At 61.6% G+C, this 18,090-nt stretch carries 16 protein-coding genes, 1 tRNA gene and 4 pseudogenes; 11 read left to right on the top strand and 10 right to left on the bottom strand.

What is annotated here, in order from left to right:
* A pseudogene (locus tag VGP39_RS19175) lies at window positions 1-240 on the top strand (monooxygenase); the annotation flags it as partial.
* A 173-nt stretch (window positions 241-413) separates the two neighbouring features.
* Here VGP39_RS19175 and VGP39_RS19170 read toward each other — a convergent pair.
* The gene (locus VGP39_RS19170; protein WP_327569675.1) at window positions 414-716 is read right to left on the bottom strand and encodes a hypothetical protein; all 303 of its coding nucleotides are present in this window, start codon (window positions 714-716) and stop codon (window positions 414-416) included.
* A 149-nt stretch (window positions 717-865) separates the two neighbouring features.
* A pseudogene (locus tag VGP39_RS19165) lies at window positions 866-1,230 on the bottom strand (SIR2 family NAD-dependent protein deacylase); the annotation flags it as partial.
* A 1,897-nt stretch (window positions 1,231-3,127) separates the two neighbouring features.
* On the opposite strand from VGP39_RS19165, the gene VGP39_RS19160 reads away from it, so the two are divergent.
* Window positions 3,128-3,973 carry a hypothetical protein gene (locus VGP39_RS19160; protein ID WP_327569673.1) on the top strand — a complete coding sequence of 282 codons (846 nt, stop codon included), beginning with the start codon at window positions 3,128-3,130 and terminating at the stop codon, window positions 3,971-3,973.
* A gap of 538 nt (window positions 3,974-4,511) precedes the next feature.
* Here the strand turns inward: VGP39_RS19160 and VGP39_RS19155 are convergent.
* From VGP39_RS19155 to VGP39_RS19135, 5 genes are all read right to left on the bottom strand, one after another.
* Window positions 4,512-4,588: transfer RNA gene (locus tag VGP39_RS19155), tRNA-Met, on the bottom strand.
* Between the two features lie 105 nt (window positions 4,589-4,693).
* A complete protein-coding gene (locus VGP39_RS19150; RefSeq protein WP_327569672.1) occupies window positions 4,694-5,023 on the bottom strand; it encodes a hypothetical protein in 330 nt (109 codons plus the stop codon).
* 84 nt (window positions 5,024-5,107) lie between these two features.
* Complete coding sequence (locus VGP39_RS19145; RefSeq protein WP_327569671.1) at window positions 5,108-5,746, bottom strand: class I SAM-dependent methyltransferase; 639 nt, start codon at window positions 5,744-5,746, stop codon at window positions 5,108-5,110.
* Between the two features lie 26 nt (window positions 5,747-5,772).
* Entirely contained in the window at window positions 5,773-6,963 is a 1,191-nt protein-coding gene (mnmA, locus tag VGP39_RS19140; RefSeq protein WP_327569670.1) for a tRNA 2-thiouridine(34) synthase MnmA, read from the bottom strand.
* Between the two features lie 323 nt (window positions 6,964-7,286).
* Window positions 7,287-7,838: a hypothetical protein gene (locus tag VGP39_RS19135; RefSeq protein ID WP_327569669.1), complete on the bottom strand. Its 552-nt coding sequence runs from the start codon at window positions 7,836-7,838 to the stop codon at window positions 7,287-7,289.
* 475 nt (window positions 7,839-8,313) lie between these two features.
* Between VGP39_RS19135 and VGP39_RS28200 the strand changes: the two are divergent.
* The 8 genes and pseudogenes from VGP39_RS28200 to VGP39_RS19095 all read left to right on the top strand — a co-directional run.
* Window positions 8,314-8,973 (top strand): annotated as a pseudogene (locus tag VGP39_RS28200) (flagellar hook-length control protein FliK); the annotation flags it as partial.
* A 9-nt stretch (window positions 8,974-8,982) separates the two neighbouring features.
* Window positions 8,983-9,678 (top strand): flagellar hook assembly protein FlgD, encoded by a 696-nt coding sequence (locus VGP39_RS19125; RefSeq protein ID WP_327569667.1) that lies wholly within the window; start codon window positions 8,983-8,985, stop codon window positions 9,676-9,678.
* Window positions 9,679-9,945: 267 nt separating this feature from the next.
* Window positions 9,946-10,221, top strand: a complete 276-nt coding sequence (locus tag VGP39_RS19120) for a DUF1153 domain-containing protein (protein WP_002714638.1) — start codon at window positions 9,946-9,948, stop codon at window positions 10,219-10,221.
* A 321-nt stretch (window positions 10,222-10,542) separates the two neighbouring features.
* A complete protein-coding gene (fliF, locus tag VGP39_RS19115) occupies window positions 10,543-12,153 on the top strand; it encodes a flagellar basal-body MS-ring/collar protein FliF (RefSeq protein WP_327569666.1) in 1,611 nt (536 codons plus the stop codon).
* 6 nt (window positions 12,154-12,159) lie between these two features.
* Window positions 12,160-13,248: a flagellar motor switch protein FliG gene (gene fliG, locus VGP39_RS19110; RefSeq protein ID WP_327569665.1), complete on the top strand. Its 1,089-nt coding sequence runs from the start codon at window positions 12,160-12,162 to the stop codon at window positions 13,246-13,248.
* On the top strand, window positions 13,248-13,898 hold the full coding sequence (locus VGP39_RS19105) for a FliH/SctL family protein (RefSeq protein ID WP_327569664.1): 651 nt from the start codon (window positions 13,248-13,250) through the stop codon (window positions 13,896-13,898). Before fliG ends, VGP39_RS19105 begins: the two co-directional genes overlap by 1 nt.
* Window positions 13,895-14,245: a flagellar motor switch protein FliN gene (fliN, locus tag VGP39_RS19100; protein ID WP_327569663.1), complete on the top strand. Its 351-nt coding sequence runs from the start codon at window positions 13,895-13,897 to the stop codon at window positions 14,243-14,245. The genes VGP39_RS19105 and fliN overlap by 4 nt, the downstream gene beginning before the upstream one ends.
* 45 nt (window positions 14,246-14,290) lie before the next feature.
* The gene (locus tag VGP39_RS19095; RefSeq protein WP_327569662.1) at window positions 14,291-15,670 is read left to right on the top strand and encodes a sigma-54 dependent transcriptional regulator; all 1,380 of its coding nucleotides are present in this window, start codon (window positions 14,291-14,293) and stop codon (window positions 15,668-15,670) included.
* Between the two features lie 151 nt (window positions 15,671-15,821).
* Here the strand turns inward: VGP39_RS19095 and VGP39_RS19090 are convergent, their stop codons facing one another.
* The 3 genes from VGP39_RS19090 to VGP39_RS19080 form a co-directional block, all read right to left on the bottom strand.
* Window positions 15,822-15,977 (bottom strand): hypothetical protein, encoded by a 156-nt coding sequence (locus tag VGP39_RS19090; protein ID WP_327569661.1) that lies wholly within the window; start codon window positions 15,975-15,977, stop codon window positions 15,822-15,824.
* Window positions 15,978-16,373, bottom strand: a complete 396-nt coding sequence (locus VGP39_RS19085; RefSeq protein WP_327569660.1) for a DUF4345 domain-containing protein — start codon at window positions 16,371-16,373, stop codon at window positions 15,978-15,980. It abuts the gene before it with no gap.
* Between the two features lie 108 nt (window positions 16,374-16,481).
* Window positions 16,482-17,696 carry an LLM class flavin-dependent oxidoreductase gene (locus VGP39_RS19080; protein ID WP_327569659.1) on the bottom strand — a complete coding sequence of 405 codons (1,215 nt, stop codon included), beginning with the start codon at window positions 17,694-17,696 and terminating at the stop codon, window positions 16,482-16,484.
* Between the two features lie 161 nt (window positions 17,697-17,857).
* Between VGP39_RS19080 and VGP39_RS19075 the strand changes: the two are divergent.
* Window positions 17,858-18,090 (top strand): annotated as a pseudogene (locus tag VGP39_RS19075) (ATP-binding protein); the annotation flags it as partial.

Raw genomic sequence — 18,090 nt, 5'->3', positions numbered from 1 at the left:
TACAAGGGCCAGCAGCATCTGGTGCGAAAGCTGTTCGGCGACGAGGTCGCCGACCGCGTCGGCCCGATCTGGGATTTCGGCGAGAACCAGGAACTGCGCAACATGTATGTGCGCACCGCGCAACCGGGCCTGTGGTTCATCGCCGGCAGCCTCGCGCAAAGCCGCATCAACTCGAAGTACTTGGCGCTGCAGATCAAGGCGGTGGAGGAAGGATTGCTGGAGCCGGGGCGCGCGGGATGAACTCTCCCCGCAGGGGAGAGGTGACGCGAGCCGCTTCGACCTAATTCACACGCTCCAATGAACTACGACGAGAAAAGGAGATCGTCATCGTGTCGCGAGCGGATGAAGACGCTGCCGATGCCGCTCACGCCAATCGAATTCTTGCCGAACTTGCGAGGGGCTCCGAAACCCTGTTAACCAGCAGGCAGGCTGACGCGTTGCTTGCCGCCAAGAGACCTTGCCCTTATGGGACGAATCTTCACTAGCAGCTCTATCGTCAGTGCGAGATCGAGATAGCCCTTGGCTTCCGAACCCTGGATTATCCTGACCGATATCCGTCGTTCGTGGTGCTCGCTGAGACCGCCAAACCCGACCTTGTGAGGGTCTTCAGGGTCGAACTCGGTGGGCGCAAACGCAGACTTCGTTGGCTTCTTTTTCGCCGACAGCTTCGCTTGCCCAGCGAGACTGCGACCTGCAAGGGCCTCCAGCAACGGCAAAAGGTTCGAATAATCATCTCCATTCGGCTCGGTCGGCGTTCGGCGAAAAATACCGGACGCACGCCAAACTTTCCTTCCATTCGCGCTCGCGTAGCCTCGCGATCGACGTCTGTCCGATAACCTATGATGGCATAGTGGGCGGGTGGCTTTGCCTTGAGCCGCGCGGTCACCTCCCGCATGAGATTTGCGAGATCGGGATCGTTCATTGAAAATCCGACGAAGACGACCGGATGCGTCATGAAGATAGCCATCAATTTTCGCCGCGCGTCGTCGCTGGCGATGTAGCGCGAACGTAAGCGCTCTCCGTTAAAATAATGTTCTTTTGGGCGTCGTCGTACCTGCCATGCAGATAGACGACGCGGGGATCCCTCGGTGTGTGGCCGAGATTGATCAGAAAATTCGATACCTCTTTGCTTCGGTGCCATGAGATAGCCTTGGGCTTGCGGCCGGCGACTTCCAGCGCCCGCTCAATGCAAGAATCAAAGTTGGTGGTGAGGAAATCCGGAAACTGCATGCGGGCCAGCATGAACGCTCTAAAATGCGCTAGGGCGCACGAAACCCCCGAATATAGGGGTTTCTGCGTCTTCACCATCTAAACAGGAGATTTCAATGAAGCGGGTATACAAGCTGGTCACCGTACCATCTCCCGGTTCTCCATCCATATCTGAGGACGCTCACGGGTATTTCCGAAATTATTCAATCGCGCGCGAGCAGGCGTATAATCGACTCGGCTCAAGAGGGTTGGGAGTTGGTGTGCTTCGATAACGGTGAAGCATTTTTCAAACGCCCGCTTTAACCAAAACCAGAAACGCTCTCACCCGTTGTGGGGAGAGCGCAATCTGCAGGCTTTCGGTGTAGACGGCCTCAAGGAGGAAGCGCGTATAGGTGCGCTTGATGTTAATTTATGTGTGCAGCCGTCATGGAGAGCCTGAGAAGGATTGTAACATGCACGAGCCCCACTAGTTTGCTTATCTGGGCAGACAGCTCTCGTGTAGTGTGGTATTTATTATTCTCGTTCCATCCGTACGGACGATGACTCAGAGGGAGAAAGTTATGCTCTTTCAAATACGAAGATTCGTTCTGTTCGCGATTGCTGCAGCGTCCCTCTTCGTAATGTCCGCAGGGTCAGCGCAGGCCCAATATCAAATTTGCGCTGCACTCAATAATTCTGGGAAGCTGGCTTGCGGCTGGGCTACTGCTAGCGGCGTATGCGCGTCGCCATGGTTTCAGGTCAAATGTTGCTTCTCAAGTGTTGATGCTACTTGTGCATGGCTTCGTGCCAACCCTGGCGATTGCCAACACTTTGCAGGATGTCCCTCGGCACAGATCAACCTCAACCGCCAACATTCCCTAATTTCCCCTCCCCAGTTCTCGCCCGTTGCTTCCAAGCGACAGGAGTAAATCGGGCTCAGCTCGGCCGCAGAACTCGACAACACGCTGTCAAGTTTAGACGATATTGCCCGTCCTTTTCAGGTGGGGCATTTTACGCGCAGCCGCACGAACTTTTACCGTCAGAATCAATGAGAATATCGCAAAGGCCACTTGTGCAGGTACCTCCGCACACCGGCGCAGATACCGTGCCACCCATACGTTTGCACTTGGTATCCACCTGAGCCAACCTGATGGGAGAGTAATTCAATGCCTGTGCCTTGACGCATAAGTTAGGGCCGGCTCTATCGGCAAAGGACGGGACCACCGAGCTGAAAACCGTAAAAGCAACTGCAACCACCAAAAAAAAGTATCTCATCAAAACCTCCTCTCGTTAAAACATGAAGAGACTACACCCTCTAGTCAAATAGGAAACCGTCAATGTCGGCATTTTAAGGGATGCGACCCTATGTACAACAGCCCCACTTTTACCTCTGATACCCTCAGACGCAGCTAGTATGGAGCCATGTATCTGTATCCCAGCTACTCTCTTTCCGATGCTGTTCAGAAGGCTGGGTGCAATAGGTTATCAGCCTACTCAGTGGGCACGCATTTTCCCAGCTTCTCGCAACAGAACCCGAAAAGAGCTTGAGTAGCGGCGGCGAAAAATTGCTGAGGGGGAGTGACAACGTACTTTCCTTATTCTCACGCCTAGGCGTTTACATCGGCTTCGGTTGTCCTGAGCCCCCTCTCAACAATCTTTCAACGAGCTACCAGTTTACGCGCTGTGTGCTTTACATCCGGTTGAGCGGAGCGGATGGCCTGGGATGGCAGAATTGGCGGACACACTTCGCCCCGCAACCAGCATTACCTGTACGCGGGGTCTAGTGTGTATATGAAGCCGCCAACAATGGCGCGTATAAATCCTACCACGAGAGTAAAATATAGGCGCGCAATCGTCATTGTTGTGATTTTCATATACCCCTAAATTGTATCACACGCGGAATCAATGCAAGATGCACTCAGGGAACGTTGGGGATAGTATGCTGACCAACGACGAATACATCGAGATGCGGCGGCTGTTCCTTGATGACTTGCGTCATATGGGCACGCTGATCATCACCCACAACAAGCCTGTCGAGGAAGCTAGTATAAGAAGCGCTTCCGTGATCCTCCGGCGCTGGTTGATCGAAGATAAGCTTGCGATTCTTGCAAAGACAGTCCAGGCGGAGGCAACGTTTCCTTGCGTCGACACTTCGCCTGTGTTCGAGGAAATTCCCCGGCAGCCATCAACGGAATATTTTTTGACCGGAGGTGTTCGTTTCGACCAGGGCAAGCTCTGCCTGGGCGTTTCGAGCTTTTCCAGTCCGCCTCCTGAAAGCGGCTCGCTTCTGCCGATCGACCGACTTGAGCAGAAGATGCTGACGCTTCACCAATTTAAGTCCCAGCCGCGCATGTATTTCCTGGGCACTAATTTTTCGTGCGAGGAAATCATCAAGTACACCGCCAATAAGCTCGGCGGCGTCCACATCGACTTTAGCAGGCAAGGGAACGAGAAATACGCGCAACTGAATGAGAAGTATGCGAAGTTGGATGAGGCGGCAGCGTACATGAAGTTCGGCGGTCCTTTGCCACAGGGCCAGCTCCACCCGTCGAAGCTTTACATCCCGCTGGAACGAACAGGCTCGGAAATCCTGAGCGGGGCGCACATAGAAATCATCGCGGCAGCCGCTTCGCTCATCCAGGTCCATTTTGACGGCAAGCCCGTCATGCAAATTTCGGTCAAGAAGTCATGGTGGTCACGCGTTAGGCCGCTATTCGGGCCGGCCCGCGTGACGAATATCTTTGAGGACGGAAAGCAGTTGCAGCAGAAACGACATCACGACTGAATGAATGCAGCAAACGTCGATAATTACCCGACTACATCGGCTTCACGAACAGGAGCGTATATGGGGGATTCCTAGCCGGCAGCATCCCAATGAAAGCGCCGTCTAACCTCAGCTCATTTCCGACCGTTTGATCCGGAGCGTCATTGATATCGTCCAGGTTCTTCTTCCACGGAGTTGCCTTGTTCCTTTTGCTTGCGGCGCTATGCAAACACTGAAGCAGTTCCGGCCAGGTGGAATATCCGGATTTTGCCCTGGCGTCAGCACCGATCAACGCGATAGGAGGACGACCGCCCTGCATCAGCGCTCGCAGCGCCTCGAACGTCTTGTCCTGTCGAACGCAGGATAGGGAGCCGAATGCGCTGAGCGGAAACGCCAGCCTTCTTCGCCATAGATCGTACTCAAATGGATTTGAACAGAATAATCTGCGTCGGCATAATAATATGCGATCGACGCCGAAGTGAAGCTGCTGAAATCCGAAGTGTCAACCGGCGCGATAGGGGAATGAACACTGCAATCACCCCGCTTCGGCGCGAAGTCTTGGTAGCGGGAGAGGGACTCGAACCCCCGACCCCAGGATTATGATTCCCGTGCTCTAACCAGCTGAGCTACCCCGCCACGGCGTCCGTCACGTGCCGCAACCGCGAACGCGCGGCATATAAGAAGCCGGTCAGGGGCATGTCAAGCAAACGCGGATGGCGCGCCAAGTGCCTACGAACCGGGCTATTTCGGCCGGATCGTGGGATCGCCGCCGGGGCTGCCGGGCGGCGGGATCACCGGCGTATTGCCGGCGTCGGGCGTCGGCGCGCGGATCGCCGGGTCGATGCCTGCGGGCGGACAGAGCACGCCGTCGGATCTCGCCAGTTTGTCTCCCAGCGGCTCGGCGCGCTGGCCGGTGGTTGCGCCTTGCGGCGCGATACCGCCTTGCGGAGTCGATTCTGTCGGCGCGCAATTATTGGCGCCGCGCGCAGGCGCTGGCGGTACGGTCTGCGAGGGCGGCGTAACCGGCGTCGGCGGCGCCTGCGCCAACGCTGCGCCGGACGCCGCGATCATCACACACGATAGAAAAAGAGATTTCCGGGTCATGTAAGGAAACGGCCGGCGCGGGCGCAGGTTCCGACAAAATCGGCCGGCTATTCACGATTTGCGGTAGCGGATCAGCGAAAAGTGTCCCATCGGAGCCATCGGACGGCGCTCGGCAAGACTGACTCCGCCATGTTTCGCGGCCCAGTCGACGAGGCGCGCCCAGGGAAATTCCGGCCGCCAGCCGAGCCGGCGCGCCAGCGGCGCAAACGCCAGTTCAAACATCCGGCGCGGACCGCTTTCGGCGCCGATGTGATTGACCAGAATGAGCTCGCCGCCGGGTTTCAGCACGCGGATGAAATCGTCCAGCGTACTTTCCGGATCGGGTACCGCGGTGATGACATATTGCGCCACCACAGCATCGAAGAAGGAATCCGCGAAAGCCAGGTTCTTGGCGTCCATCACCGCGAGGGTTTCGACGTTGGAAAGACCCATTGCGCGAACGCGCTGCTGGGCCTTGCGCAGCATCGGCTCGGAAATATCGACGCCGCACAGTTTGGTGGTGCGCGAATAATCCGACAGCGACAGTCCGGTGCCGACGCCGACGTCGAGAATCCGGCCGCCGATCTTGTCGGCCTCGGCGATGGTGGACTGGCGGCCCTGTTCGAATACCTTGCCAAATACGAGATCGTAGACCGGCGCCCAGCGGCCATAAGCCTTAGCGACCCCCGCGCGGTCGATGTCGTTGCCCATGCCCCCGCCCGAATTTTCTTGCTTGCTCAGTCCTGCAACAAAGGCTGAGGTTTATTGGCTTCACGCATCGCAGCGCTTGCGCTTTTTGCGGTGGCGCTCTTGATGAATCCGCCGCCGAGCACGCGCGCCTGTCCGGACGGTGCATCGTAGAACACGCAGGCCTGGCCGGGCGAGACACCCTCCTCGCCCGCCACCAGTTCCACTCCCCAGGCGCCGTCGACCGCACGCAGCCATGCCGGCTGCGGCGCGCGGGTCGAGCGCACCCGCACGAAAATCTCCAGGCCTCCGCCGACCGCGCGGTCGAGCGCGCCGCCGCCGATCCAGTTCACGTCGCGGAGCATAATACGATGCATCCGCAGCGCTTCGCGGGGGGCGACCACGACGCGCCGGCTGGCGGCCTCGAGCCTGATCACATAGAGCGGTGCACTGGAAGCGATGCCGAGGCCGCGGCGCTGCCCGACCGTGAAATGCGCGATGCCCTGATGCTTGCCGATGACGTGGCCATCGAGATCAACGATTTGGCCTGGCTCCATCGCGTTCGGCTTCAAGCGGCCGACGATATCGGTATAGCGCCCGGTCGGCACAAAGCAGATGTCCTGGCTGTCCTGCTTGTCGGCCACCGACAATCCAAAGCGCCGCGCCAGCTCGCGGGTTTGCGGCTTGGTCATGTCGCCGAGCGGAAAACGGAGATAATCAAGCTGCTCGCGCGTGGTCGCGAACAGGAAATAGCTCTGGTCACGGTCGGCATCGGCGGCGCAGACCAGCGCGCGCGATCCATTCGCCATGCGGCGCGACGCGACGTAATGCCCGGTGGCAAGCGCCGAGGCGCCGAGTTCGCGCGCGGTTCTGAGCAGATCGCGGAATTTTACGGACCGGTTGCATTCGATGCACGGCACCGGGGTTTCGCCGGCAGCGTAGGAATTGGCAAAGCTGTCGATAACCGACTCGCGAAACCGGCTCTCGTAGTCCAGCACGTAATGCGGAATGCCGAGGCGCGCAGCGACGTCGCGGGCATCGTGGATATCCTGCCCGGCGCAGCAGGCGCCCTTGCGATGGGTGGCGGCGCCATGGTCGTAGAGCTGCAGCGTGATGCCGACCACGTCATAGCCTTCCGACTTCAACAGCGCAGCCGTCGCCGAGGAATCGACGCCGCCGGACATGGCGACGACGATCCGTGTGTCCTGGGGACGGCCTTCAAGATCGAGGCTGTTGAGCATGGTTCCGAATCACAAGCGGGCCGGGGAAAGCGAATTCGCCTCACCGGAGCGGCTAAAGTCAGCCTTTCATATAGTCCGCATTCCCGTGAGGCAATCGCGCGGCCTGCTTTTGCACGGGGTGAACGGCAATTCTTGCCGCCGGGCAGAAAGGAAGCGGTTGCCGTGGCCCCGCTGCTTGCGCTCATATCACATAACTAATTGAAATATCAAGTCTTTATTTCGGAGCTTGGGGTGGCCCGGTCCTTGCTGACCTGGATGGTGAATCATCGCGAAAGGCCGCCCGTGTTCAGCGTGACGTCAGAAACCGCCGCAAACCTGTCTCTTCAGAACGCGCCATCGAGGTCCGCGAAAGCGGACCAATCACCGGCGCCCGACAGCTTTTCGGCGCTGATCGACAGCAATGCCGCCGACACCTCGGGCAATGATCGCACCACGCCAACGACGCCGCACCGGCCCTCGCAGCGTCCCGACGAGCCGTCCGCCACCTCGGATGGCCGGCAGCCGCGCGACGCCGCATCTTCTTCGACAGCCGTCGCAAAGACGGCTTCGCAGGACGAGGAACCCAGCGCCGTGCAGCCCGCCGCCGGTTCGAAGGCCGAAGCCGACGCGGTCTGCGAGCCGGCAAAGCCAGGGTCAACGCAAACTGGGATTGTGAAATCGGCCATCGAGGACGCGGCTCCGGACATCGTCACCGCAACCGATCCTACCACATCGGCCGATCCCGCTGCGTCATTGCAAACCGCCGCCGTGACGGCCGCGGTCTCCACCATGATTGCAGTCCCCATCGCAGCCACGGATATCGTCGCCGCGCCGGCATCGCCGGCCAGCACAACGGAACCGCTGGCAATTGCCGCGGCGGCGATTGCCACCAGCACGTCGACTGTTGAGGCGTCGAAACCAGTCCCAGCGGCGGTAAAAGGCTTGGGCGATCAGCCAAAGCCCGCCTCAGCGCCGGCGATACCAGCGACCACGCCATCAGAAGCGGCGCCGATAATGGCAACCGCAGTCGCTGTGGCCACGGATGTCGCCGTACGGGCTGCGGCGGTAGCCATCAATGCACGGACGTCTGCAACCGACGCAATCGGCACCCCCGTCAACCAGCCCGCCGTGAAAGCCGATGCAGTTGTGGGGGCCGATCCGGAATTGACAGCCGCTGTCGCTGCAGCGACGCCGGTTGCGGCTGTTACACCAAAGCCAACGCCTAAGACGACCATCGCCGCGCGGCCCGGCGAAAGCGCTGCATCGATCGAGACCGGCATTCAACCGCGCGCAGCCGATCCTGCCGCGACATCGACATCGTCGGACGCCGCCAGTAATGGCGTTGCGCCGCACGGCCCGGCCACTGACGGCAAACCGAAACCCGACGGCGGTGCCGTAGACGCTGCGAAGATTTATCCTGCAAACACCGACGCGCCGGCAACCGCTGCTGCGACGGCGGCACCGCACGAACACCGCGCCGCGACGGCACAGTTTCAGACCGATACGCCTGAAGTAAATCAGGCTGCGAACGCCCTCCAGCAACCGCAGGCGCCATCCGCTCCGACACCCCTGGCCACGCAACTCACCGTCACCGCCGCAACCACCGCAGTTGTGCCGCTCAACGGCCTTGCGCTTCAGATTGCGGTGTCGGCGCAGAGCGGCAAGAGCCGCTTCGAGATCCGACTCGATCCAGCCGAATTGGGCCGCATCGATGTCCGCATCGACGTCGACCGCCACGGCCAGCTGACCTCGCATCTGACGGTCGAAAAGCCGGAAACGCTGGCGATGCTGCGTCAGGACGCGCCGCAATTGCAGCGCGCGCTCGACAATGCCGGATTCAAGACCGCCGACGGCGGCCTGCAATTCAGCCTGCGCGACCAGTCCTCGTCCGGCCAGAACTCCGGCAACGAGGCAGGCCGGCATCCGCAGCGGCTGATCATCAGCGAAGACGAGACCGTTGCCGGCGCGGTGGCGGGACGAACATATGGCCGCATGTCCGGATCGGGCGGCGGCGTCGACATCAGGGTCTAGGAGACGGACATGACGACAGCATCAGGCGTGGCCCCGCAGGTCGTATCGGGCACGACACCGCTTCCGACCAAGGACGCCTCGGGCGCGACCATCAGTTCCACCGCGGGCTCGACGCTCGCCGGGAATTTCCAGACCTTCCTGACGCTGCTGACCACGCAGCTGCAGAACCAGAACCCGCTCGATCCGCTGGATACAAACCAGTTCACCCAGCAACTGGTGCAGTTCGCAGGCGTCGAGCAGCAGCTTCGCACCAACGATCAACTGACCACGCTGGTGTCGCTGCAGCAGACCGCGCAATCGACGCAGGCATTGGGTTTCGTCGGCAAGACCGCAGTCGTCGATGGCAGCACCACCAATCTGGTCAACAGCGCCGCCAGCTGGAACTTGAGTGTTCCGACAAACTCGAACGTCGCCATCACCATCGCCAACTCGACCGGGCAGAACGTTTTCAGCGGCGCGTATCCTGCCACCGCCGGCGACAACCAGGCTTTTTCCTGGGACGGCAAGGGCAATGACGGCACGCAGTGGCCGGACGGCAAATACACCATGACCGCCACTGCGCTTGACGCGTCGGGCAATCCCGTGGCGGTCTCGACCCAGATCCGGGGCCTGGTCAACTCGGTCGATCTGACGCAGCAGCCGCCGCTGTTGTCGATCAACGGCCAGACCTACACGGTGAACCAGATCAAGAGCATCTCGAGCTGACGGTCTCCACCGTCATTGCGAGCGAAGCGAGCAATCCAGAAGGCCAAAAAGCACTGATTGCTTCGTCTCGCAATGACGGCTGACATCGGTCAGCGTTAGCACTTCATTCATACCCTGCTTCACCCCGGCACACATTGCTGCGCTGGGGCGCGTTTTCATGTCGATTCGAAGGAGAATCGTATTTGGACCCAGCGCTTAGGCAAATTTTAAGTCGCGGGGGGTACGTTGTTCCAGTGAGTTCAGTGGTTGAGAGTTTGTGAGTACGCCATGACAGAACCCCATCGCCCGAGGGTAAAATACGTCATCGGGCCCGACGGCAGTCCGTTAACAATTGCGGATTTGCCCGCGCCGGGGACCAAGCGGTGGGTGATCCGCCGCAAGGCCGAAGTCGTTGCCGCGGTTCGCGGCGGCCTGCTCTCCCTCGAGGAAGCCTGCAGCCGCTACACGCTGACCGTCGACGAATTCCTGTCCTGGCAATTTTCCATCGACCAGCATGGCCTGGCCGGACTGCGCACCACCCGCATCCAGCAGTATCGGCAATAAGCCGCTCTCCGTGTCCCGGGCGCGATGCAGCGCGTAGCTCTTGCGAAGCGCTGCTTCGCAGAACCGGGACCATACCAAGCACCAGCGTTCGTTACGGCCCCGGCTCTGCAGCGCACCGCTTCGCAAGAGCTACGCGCTGCGCTGCGTCCGGGGCACGAGACCTCAGCAATTTTCCGAAAATCGGCCTTCCCTTGCAAGGCCGATTTTTTGCGTGCTCGACAATTCCCCCGCGCCTTTAACCTTCATTAACCATATCGAAACCATCCCATAGGCAATAATTGCCCAGTCGGCTCTTGCGGCCGAATCTTGAGGGCTGGTTCGTTGCAGGGTCTTGCGGGTTTCCTGAGAAGTCTGGGTGCGCCCCGGGTGATGGCGATGGTTGCGGTCACCGCCGCGCTGATCGGATTCTTCGGATTCGTCATCATGCGCGTCACCACGCCAGTGCTGACCACCCTGTTCACCGACCTTTCTCCAGAGGATTCCGCCGGGATCGTCAAGGATCTGGAGCGCCAGGCCATCCCCTTCGAGTTGCGCAACGACGGCGCCGTCATCATGGTGCCCAAGGATAGAGTGACACGGTTGCGCATGAAACTTGCCGAAGGCGGACTGCCCAAGGGCGGCGGCGTCGGCTACGAGATTTTCGACAAGTCCGACGCGCTCGGCACCACCAGCTTCGTGCAGAACATCAACCATTTGCGCGCGCTGGAGGGCGAGCTGTCACGCACCATCCGGGCGATCGACCGCGTCCAGGCCGCGCGCGTGCATCTGGTGCTGCCGGAGCGTCCGCTGTTCTCACGCGAAACGCCGGAGCCGTCGGCCTCCATCGTGGTGCGGGTGCGCGGCACGCTGGAGCCGCAGCAGGTCCGTGCCATCCGCCACGTGGTTGCCTCCGCCGTCAACGGCCTGAAGCCGCAGCGGGTTTCCATTGTCGACGAAGCCGGGCAATTGCTGGCCGACGGCGCCACCGGCGATGCCGACGGCACCACCGGCGATGAGCGCCGCGCCGGCTTTGAGAAGCGGATGCGCAACCAGGTCGAGGCGATCGTGTCGTCGGTGGTAGGCAGCGGCCGTGCGCGGGTCCAGCTCTCGGCCGACTTCGACTACAACAAGATCACCCAGACCTCCGACAAGTTCGATCCCGAAGGCCGGGTGCTGCGCTCCAGCCAGACCCGCGAGGAATCCTCGGCCACCGCCGAAAGCAACGGCCAGGTCACGGTCAACAACGAACTGCCGGGCGCCCAGCGCCCGGATAATGCCCCGGCCGCGCGCGACCAGAGCAAGAAGACCGAGGAAACCAACAATTACGAGATTTCCCGCATCACCAAGACCGAGGTGACCGAGGCCGGACGGGTCAACCGCATCTCGGTCGCCGTGCTGATCGACGGCAGCTATTCGAAGAACGACAAGGGCGAGATGGTCTACGCCGACCGCTCCAAGGAGCAGCTCGATCGCATCGCGGCGCTGGTGCGTTCGGCCATCGGCTTCGACCAGAAGCGCGGCGACCAGGTCGAGGTGGTCAACCTGCGCTTTGCCGACGCGCCTTCGGTCGTGCCGGTCAGCGAGCCCTCGGGCTGGCTCGGCATGTTTCAGTTCACCAAAGACGACATCATGTACGGCATCGAGCTTGCGGTCATGATGCTGCTGGGTTTCGTGGTGCTGTTCATGGTGGTGCGGCCGCTGGTCAAGCGCATCCTCGCCGCCGAACCGGTCGCGGCCATTACCAGCGTCGCCTTGCCTGCGCTCGCCGATTCCAGCACGCAGGCCACCGGCGGACAGAATCTCGTTCCCGGCGCCGCCGCGCAGATGATCGACGTGGCACAGGTGCAGGGCCAGGTTCATGCGCAGTCGGTGCACCGCGTCGGCGAACTCGCCGAGCGCAATCCGTCCGAGACCGCTTCGATTATCCGTCAATGGCTCTCGGAGCCCGCGTGACCTGACATGGCCGTACCGCAAACCACACCGAACAACAGTACCGATATCGCCAGCGTGGTCGCGACGCTGGCGAGCCGTCAGAACGGCCGCCCGAAAAGCAAGCCGATGAGCGGCCCGAAGCGCGCGGCGGTGCTGATGCTGGCGCTGGGCGAACAGTATGGCGGCAAGGTCTGGGCGCTGCTGCAGGACGACGAGGTGCGCGAGCTGTCGATGCAGATGTCGACGCTGGGCACCGTGGAAGCCGACGTGGTCGAGGATCTGCTGCTCGAATTCGTGTCGCGGATGTCGGCGTCCGGCGCCTTGATGGGAAATTTCGACGCCACCGAACGGCTGCTGCAGCAATATCTGCCCAAGGAACGCGCCACCGGAATCATGGACGAGATTCGCGGACCGGCGGGCCGCAACATGTGGGAAAAGCTCTCCAACGTCCAGGAAGAGGTGCTCGCCAATTACCTCAAGAACGAATATCCGCAGACCATCGCCGTGGTGCTGTCGAAGCTGAAGCCCGAGCATGCTGCGCGCGTGCTCGCGATCTTGCCCGAGGACATGGCGCTCGACGTGGTCGGCCGCATGCTGAAGATGGAAGCGGTGCAGAAAGAGGTGATCGAGCGCGTCGAACAGACGTTGCGCACCGAATTCATGTCCAACCTGTCCCAGACCCGCCGCCGCGACGCCCACGAGGTGATGGCCGAAATCTTCAACAATTTCGACCGCCAGACCGAAACCCGCTTCATCACCTCGCTGGAAGAAGACAACCGCGAATCCGCCGAGCGCATCAAGGCGCTGATGTTCACCTTCGACGATCTGGTGAAACTGGATTCAGCCTCGGCCCAGACCCTGATGCGCCACATCGACAAGACCAAGCTCGGCATCGCGCTCAAAAGCGCCAATGAGGAAGTCCGCGGCTTCTTTCTTGGTAACATGTCGTCGCGCGCGGGCAAGATGCTGCTCGACGACATGGCCGCGCTCGGCCCGGTGCGCCTGCGCGACGTCGACGAGGCGCAGGCGCTACTTGTCAATCTCGCCAAGGATCTCGCTGCCAAGGGCGAGATCATGCTGAGCAAGAACCGCGCCGACGACGAGCTGGTGTACTGATGGTCGCCCCCGCAAAATTCCTGTTCGACACGGACTTCTCCGCCCCGGAGAAGGGCCGCGAGCGCGCCGCCACGCCATCGGAAATCGCGCAGCAGATCGCATCCGCCGAAGCGCGCGCCTATCGCGACGGGTTTGATGCTGCGATGCGCGAGGCCAAGGCGGAAAGCGACCGCCGCACCGCACTGGCGCTGGAGGAAATCGGCATCGCGATCCGCACCATTGCGACGCGGTTTTCCGGCATCGAAACCCGGATGGAAACCGAGGCGGTCGACGTTGCGGTAGCGGTGGCGCGCAAATTGTGCAGCGAGCTGATGGCCGGCGAGCCATTGACCGAAATCATAGCGCTGGTGCGCGACTGCTTCTCGCACCTGGTCTCGACGCCGCATCTCGTGGTCCGCATCAACGAACAGCTCTATGACGCCGCCCGCGAGCGGATCGAGCGGCTGGCGAAGCAAAGCGGTTTTGAGGGCCGCCTCGTCATCCTGGCGGAGCCGGAGATCGACAGCGGCGACTGCAGAATCGAATGGGCCGACGGCGGCGTGGTGCTTGAGCGTGCGGCGATCGAAGCCAAGATCAACGAGCTTGTCGGGCGCTATATGGCGTCCCGCGATCAGGCCGCAAATTTGGCGGCCATGAGGATTGAACCATGAGTGACACCGATACCCACGTGCCGCTTCCCGATCTCAACGCTGCGGACGCGCCTGCCATCGAGGACATCGGATATCACGAGGACGAACAGATTTCGCGGGTCGCAGCCGATCTGGAAGCCGTGTTCGACGTGCCGGTCCAGGTCTCCGCGGTGCTCGGCCGCTCCAAGATGGATGTCGGCCAGCTGTTGAAGCTCGGCCCCGGCACCGTGCTGGAGCTCGATCGCCGCGTCGGCGAGGCCATCGACATCTACGTCAATAATCGCCTGGTGGCGCGGGGCGAAGTGGTTCTGGTGGAAGACAAGCTCGGCGTGACCATGACGGAAATCATCAAGGCGGAACGCGCCTGAGGCTTTAACGACCGCGCCACTCGCGCGAACTGACAGGAGAACACCATGCGGCTTCTCATCGTTGGCACATTGAAGGGCCAGCTTACGACCGCCACCAAGATCGCCATGGACAATGGCGCCTCTGTGACCCATGCGGAGGGCAACGAACAAGCGATGCGCGTGCTGCGCGGCGGCAAGGGCGCCGACCTCTTGCTGGTCGACGTCGCCCTCGACATCCGCGACCTGGTGATCCGGCTCGAGGCCGAACACATCCATGTCCCCATCGTCGCCTGCGGCATCGCCAGCGACGCCCGCGCCGCGGTCGCGGCCATCCACGCCGGCGCCAAGGAGTACATCCCGCTGCCGCCCGATCCGGAACTGATCGCCGCGGTGCTCGCCGCGGTCGCCAACGATGCGCGCGATCTGGTCTACCGCGACGAAGCGATGGCGAAAGTGATCCGGTTGGCGCAGCAGATCGCGGGTTCCGACGCTTCGGTGATGATCACCGGCGAATCCGGCACCGGCAAGGAAGTGCTGGCGCGCTATGTGCACACCCGCTCCCACCGCGCCAAAAAACCGTTCATCTCGATCAACTGCGCGGCGATCCCCGAGCATCTCTTGGAATCTGAATTGTTCGGCCATGAGAAGGGCGCCTTCACCGGCGCCGTCGCGCGGCGCATCGGCAAATTCGAGGAAGCCACCGGCGGCACGCTGCTGCTGGACGAAATCTCCGAAATGGACGTGCGGCTGCAATCGAAGCTGCTGCGCGCGATCCAAGAGCGCGTCATCGACCGCGTCGGCGGCACGCGGCCGGTGCCGATCGACATCCGCATCCTCGCCACCTCGAACCGCAATCTGGCGGACTGCGTGCGCGACGGCACTTTTCGCGAGGACCTGCTGTTCCGGCTCAACGTGGTGAATTTGAAAATTCCGCCGCTGCGCGAGCGCCCGGCGGACATCCTCGAACTGGCGCAGCATTTCGCGCGCAAATATGCCGACGCCAATGGCGTGCCGGTGCGCCCGATCTCGGCGGAGGCGCGGCGGGTACTGACCACCAACCGCTGGCAGGGCAACGTCCGCGAACTGGAAAACACCATGCACCGCTCGGTGCTGATGGCGCAGGGCGATGAAATTGGCGCAGACGCCATTCTCTCGCCCGACGGTGACCGCCTCGATCTGGCAAAAACCGCGCCGGCAGTCGCCCATGCCACCTTCGCCGCCGAACAGGTAACGCGCGCGCTGGTCGGCCGCACCGTCGCCGACGTCGAGCGCGATCTCATTCTGGAGACGCTGAAACATTGCCTCGGCAACCGCACCCACGCCGCCAACATCCTCGGCATTTCGATCCGAACCCTGCGCAACAAGCTCAACGAATACGCCGATGGCGGCCTGCCGATCACGCCCGCCGGCGCCGGCGACTCTCACCGGGTAGCGGCGACGGCATAATCGGCGCCACCACATAACACGACGTCATCCTGAGGTGCTCGCCGTCTTCGGCGAGCCTCGAAGGATGGAAGTTGGAACACCGTCCCTGCGGCCATCCTTCGAGACGCGCGCAAGTGCGCGCTCCTCAGGATGACGGCGGTGTGTGCGGTGATCACGAATAACTCGGTGCATCGGGCTTGCGGAAAATGTGGATCGGATCGCCCGGCTGCAGATCGCGTGCGGTGAAAACTGCGTAGGCGTAGAGCGCGAGGTAGCCGATCGCGAGCGCGCCGACACTATAAAAAATCCACAGCCCGACGCGCTTCATTCAGGTGAGCGCGCTGCGGTGCGCGACCTCGGCGACGTGGCGTTGCCACAGCCACAGCAGCGGCACCAGGATCAGTCCCGCGATCAGGCTGACGAGAATGCCCAGCGTCGCCACGCCATGGCCAATCACGGCCATCAGGCGCGAGGCCGCCCCGCACACCAGGATGAACGTCACCAGCGATATCCGTTCGCCGCGACGTTCGATGTCGGGAATGCACGACCAGTAGATCAGGCCGATCGCCAGCAGCATGCCCTTGAAAAAACGCACCGAGGAGTCGATCGCGCCATCGTCGAAGATGTCGACGAAAGCGGTGCCGAACACCACGCCCGCGAGGCCGAAACTGACGCCTACCAGACCGGCGAGGGCGACGGCGATTTGAAGAAGCTTGCGTTCCATCGCCTGGTTTCCCTGTTCTCGTCATTGCGAGCGAAGCGAAGCAATACAGAAAAAGCAAGGACTGATTGCTGCGTCGCAAGGGCTCCTCGCAATGACGATGTAGCGTCCTTACCCCGCCGCCGCAACGCTCGGCTTCGACGGCGCGACGTTCACCGCCAGCTTGCCGTAACGGTCGGTGAAGGCCTCCGTGTCGATTTCCTCAAGCTGGATCGCGCCGCTCATCACGCCTCTTTTCCATTCCTCATGCTCGGGATCGGACTTGAATTCCGGCATCACTTCCTTCGCGAACAATTCAAGTGAATCGCAGATGTGTTCGTGGCTGTTCTTGCCGGCCTGGTTGAGCAGGATCACCTGGTCGATATGCGAGGTGCGAAACCGCCGCAGCTTTTTGCGGATGGTTTCGGGCGAGCCGATCAGGCCGCCGCGCAACGCCGCCTCCTGCGCCTGCGGATTGTCGCGCTTCCACTTGTTGTATTCGTCCCACATGTTGACGGTGCCCGGCGCCGGTCGCTGGCGGTTTTGCGACGCGCCGTAATAACGCAGCGCGAACTGAAAGAAGGTGGCTCCGTCAGCCCGCGCGCGGGCCTCCTCGTCTGTTTTCGCGCACATGAAGAAGGACACCAGCGCCATGTTGGGATTGATCTCGTAGTCGGCGAGCTTCTTCAGCCGCTTGGTGATGGCGTTGTAATAGGCGTGCACCCAGGCATGCGCCGCGTCGGCGCTGACGAACTGGAAGCCCAGTGCGCCAAATCCGCATCGGCCGGCGCGCTCGATGGTCGGCAGTTGCGAGCACGCCATCCACAATGGCGGATGCGGCTTCTGCAGCGGTTTTGGGACCACGTTGCGCAAGGGAATGTCGAAATACTTGCCGTGATGCTCGCTGCCGCCGTCCTTGAACATCGGGAAGATGGCGCGGACGGCTTCCTCGAATACCTCCTTCTTGGTTTCCATGTTGCGGCCGAATGGCGTGAGTTCGGTAATCGAGGCGCTCTCGCCCATCCCGAACTCGACGCGGCCATTGCTGAGCAGGTCGAGCACCGCGACGCGTTCGGCGACGCGCGCCGGGTGATTGGTGGTGAGCTGGAAAATGCCATGGCCGAGCCGGATGTTTTTGGTGCGCTGGGAGGCGGCGGCGAGAAAGGATTCCGGCGAGGGCGAATGCGAATATTCTTCCAGGAAATGATGTTCCACCACCCAGGCGTGGTCGTAGCCGCAGCGGTCGGCGAGTTCGAGCTGGGTCAACGCGTCCTGGTAAAGTTTCAGTTCGCCGCCGGCTTGCCATGGGCGCGGCAGTTGCAACTCATAAAAAATCCCGAATTTCATTCTTCGCCTCCCGCGGCCGGCTTGTTGTTGTCGCAGTGTAAACCCCCGAAAGCCGAAGTCCACCGTCAAGCAATTCCGCACGGCGGAAGGTGGCCTGTGCTATAGCCTGCGGGACGTGAGTCGCGGTAAAACCTTGCGCGACCTTCCCTTCATTGAGACCCATGCCCGCCTTCACCCCGCATCAGGATTCCGCGCTGAAAGCCGTCGCCGACTGGCTGAAGGCCAAGCCGGGTAAAAACGGCACGCCGCCAGTGTTCCGGCTGTTCGGCTATGCCGGCACCGGCAAGACCACGCTGGCGCGGCACATCGCCGACGGCGTCAGCGGCGAGGTCAAGTTTGCAGCCTTCACCGGCAAGGCCGCTTTGGTGATGCGCAGCAAGGGCTGCGACAACGC

Source organism: Bradyrhizobium sp. (assembly GCF_036009065.1).
Classification (GTDB): Bacteria; Pseudomonadota; Alphaproteobacteria; order Rhizobiales; family Xanthobacteraceae; genus Bradyrhizobium.
Note: the sequence above shows the minus strand (reverse complement) of the source record. Positions and strands in the feature narration are given on the sequence as shown.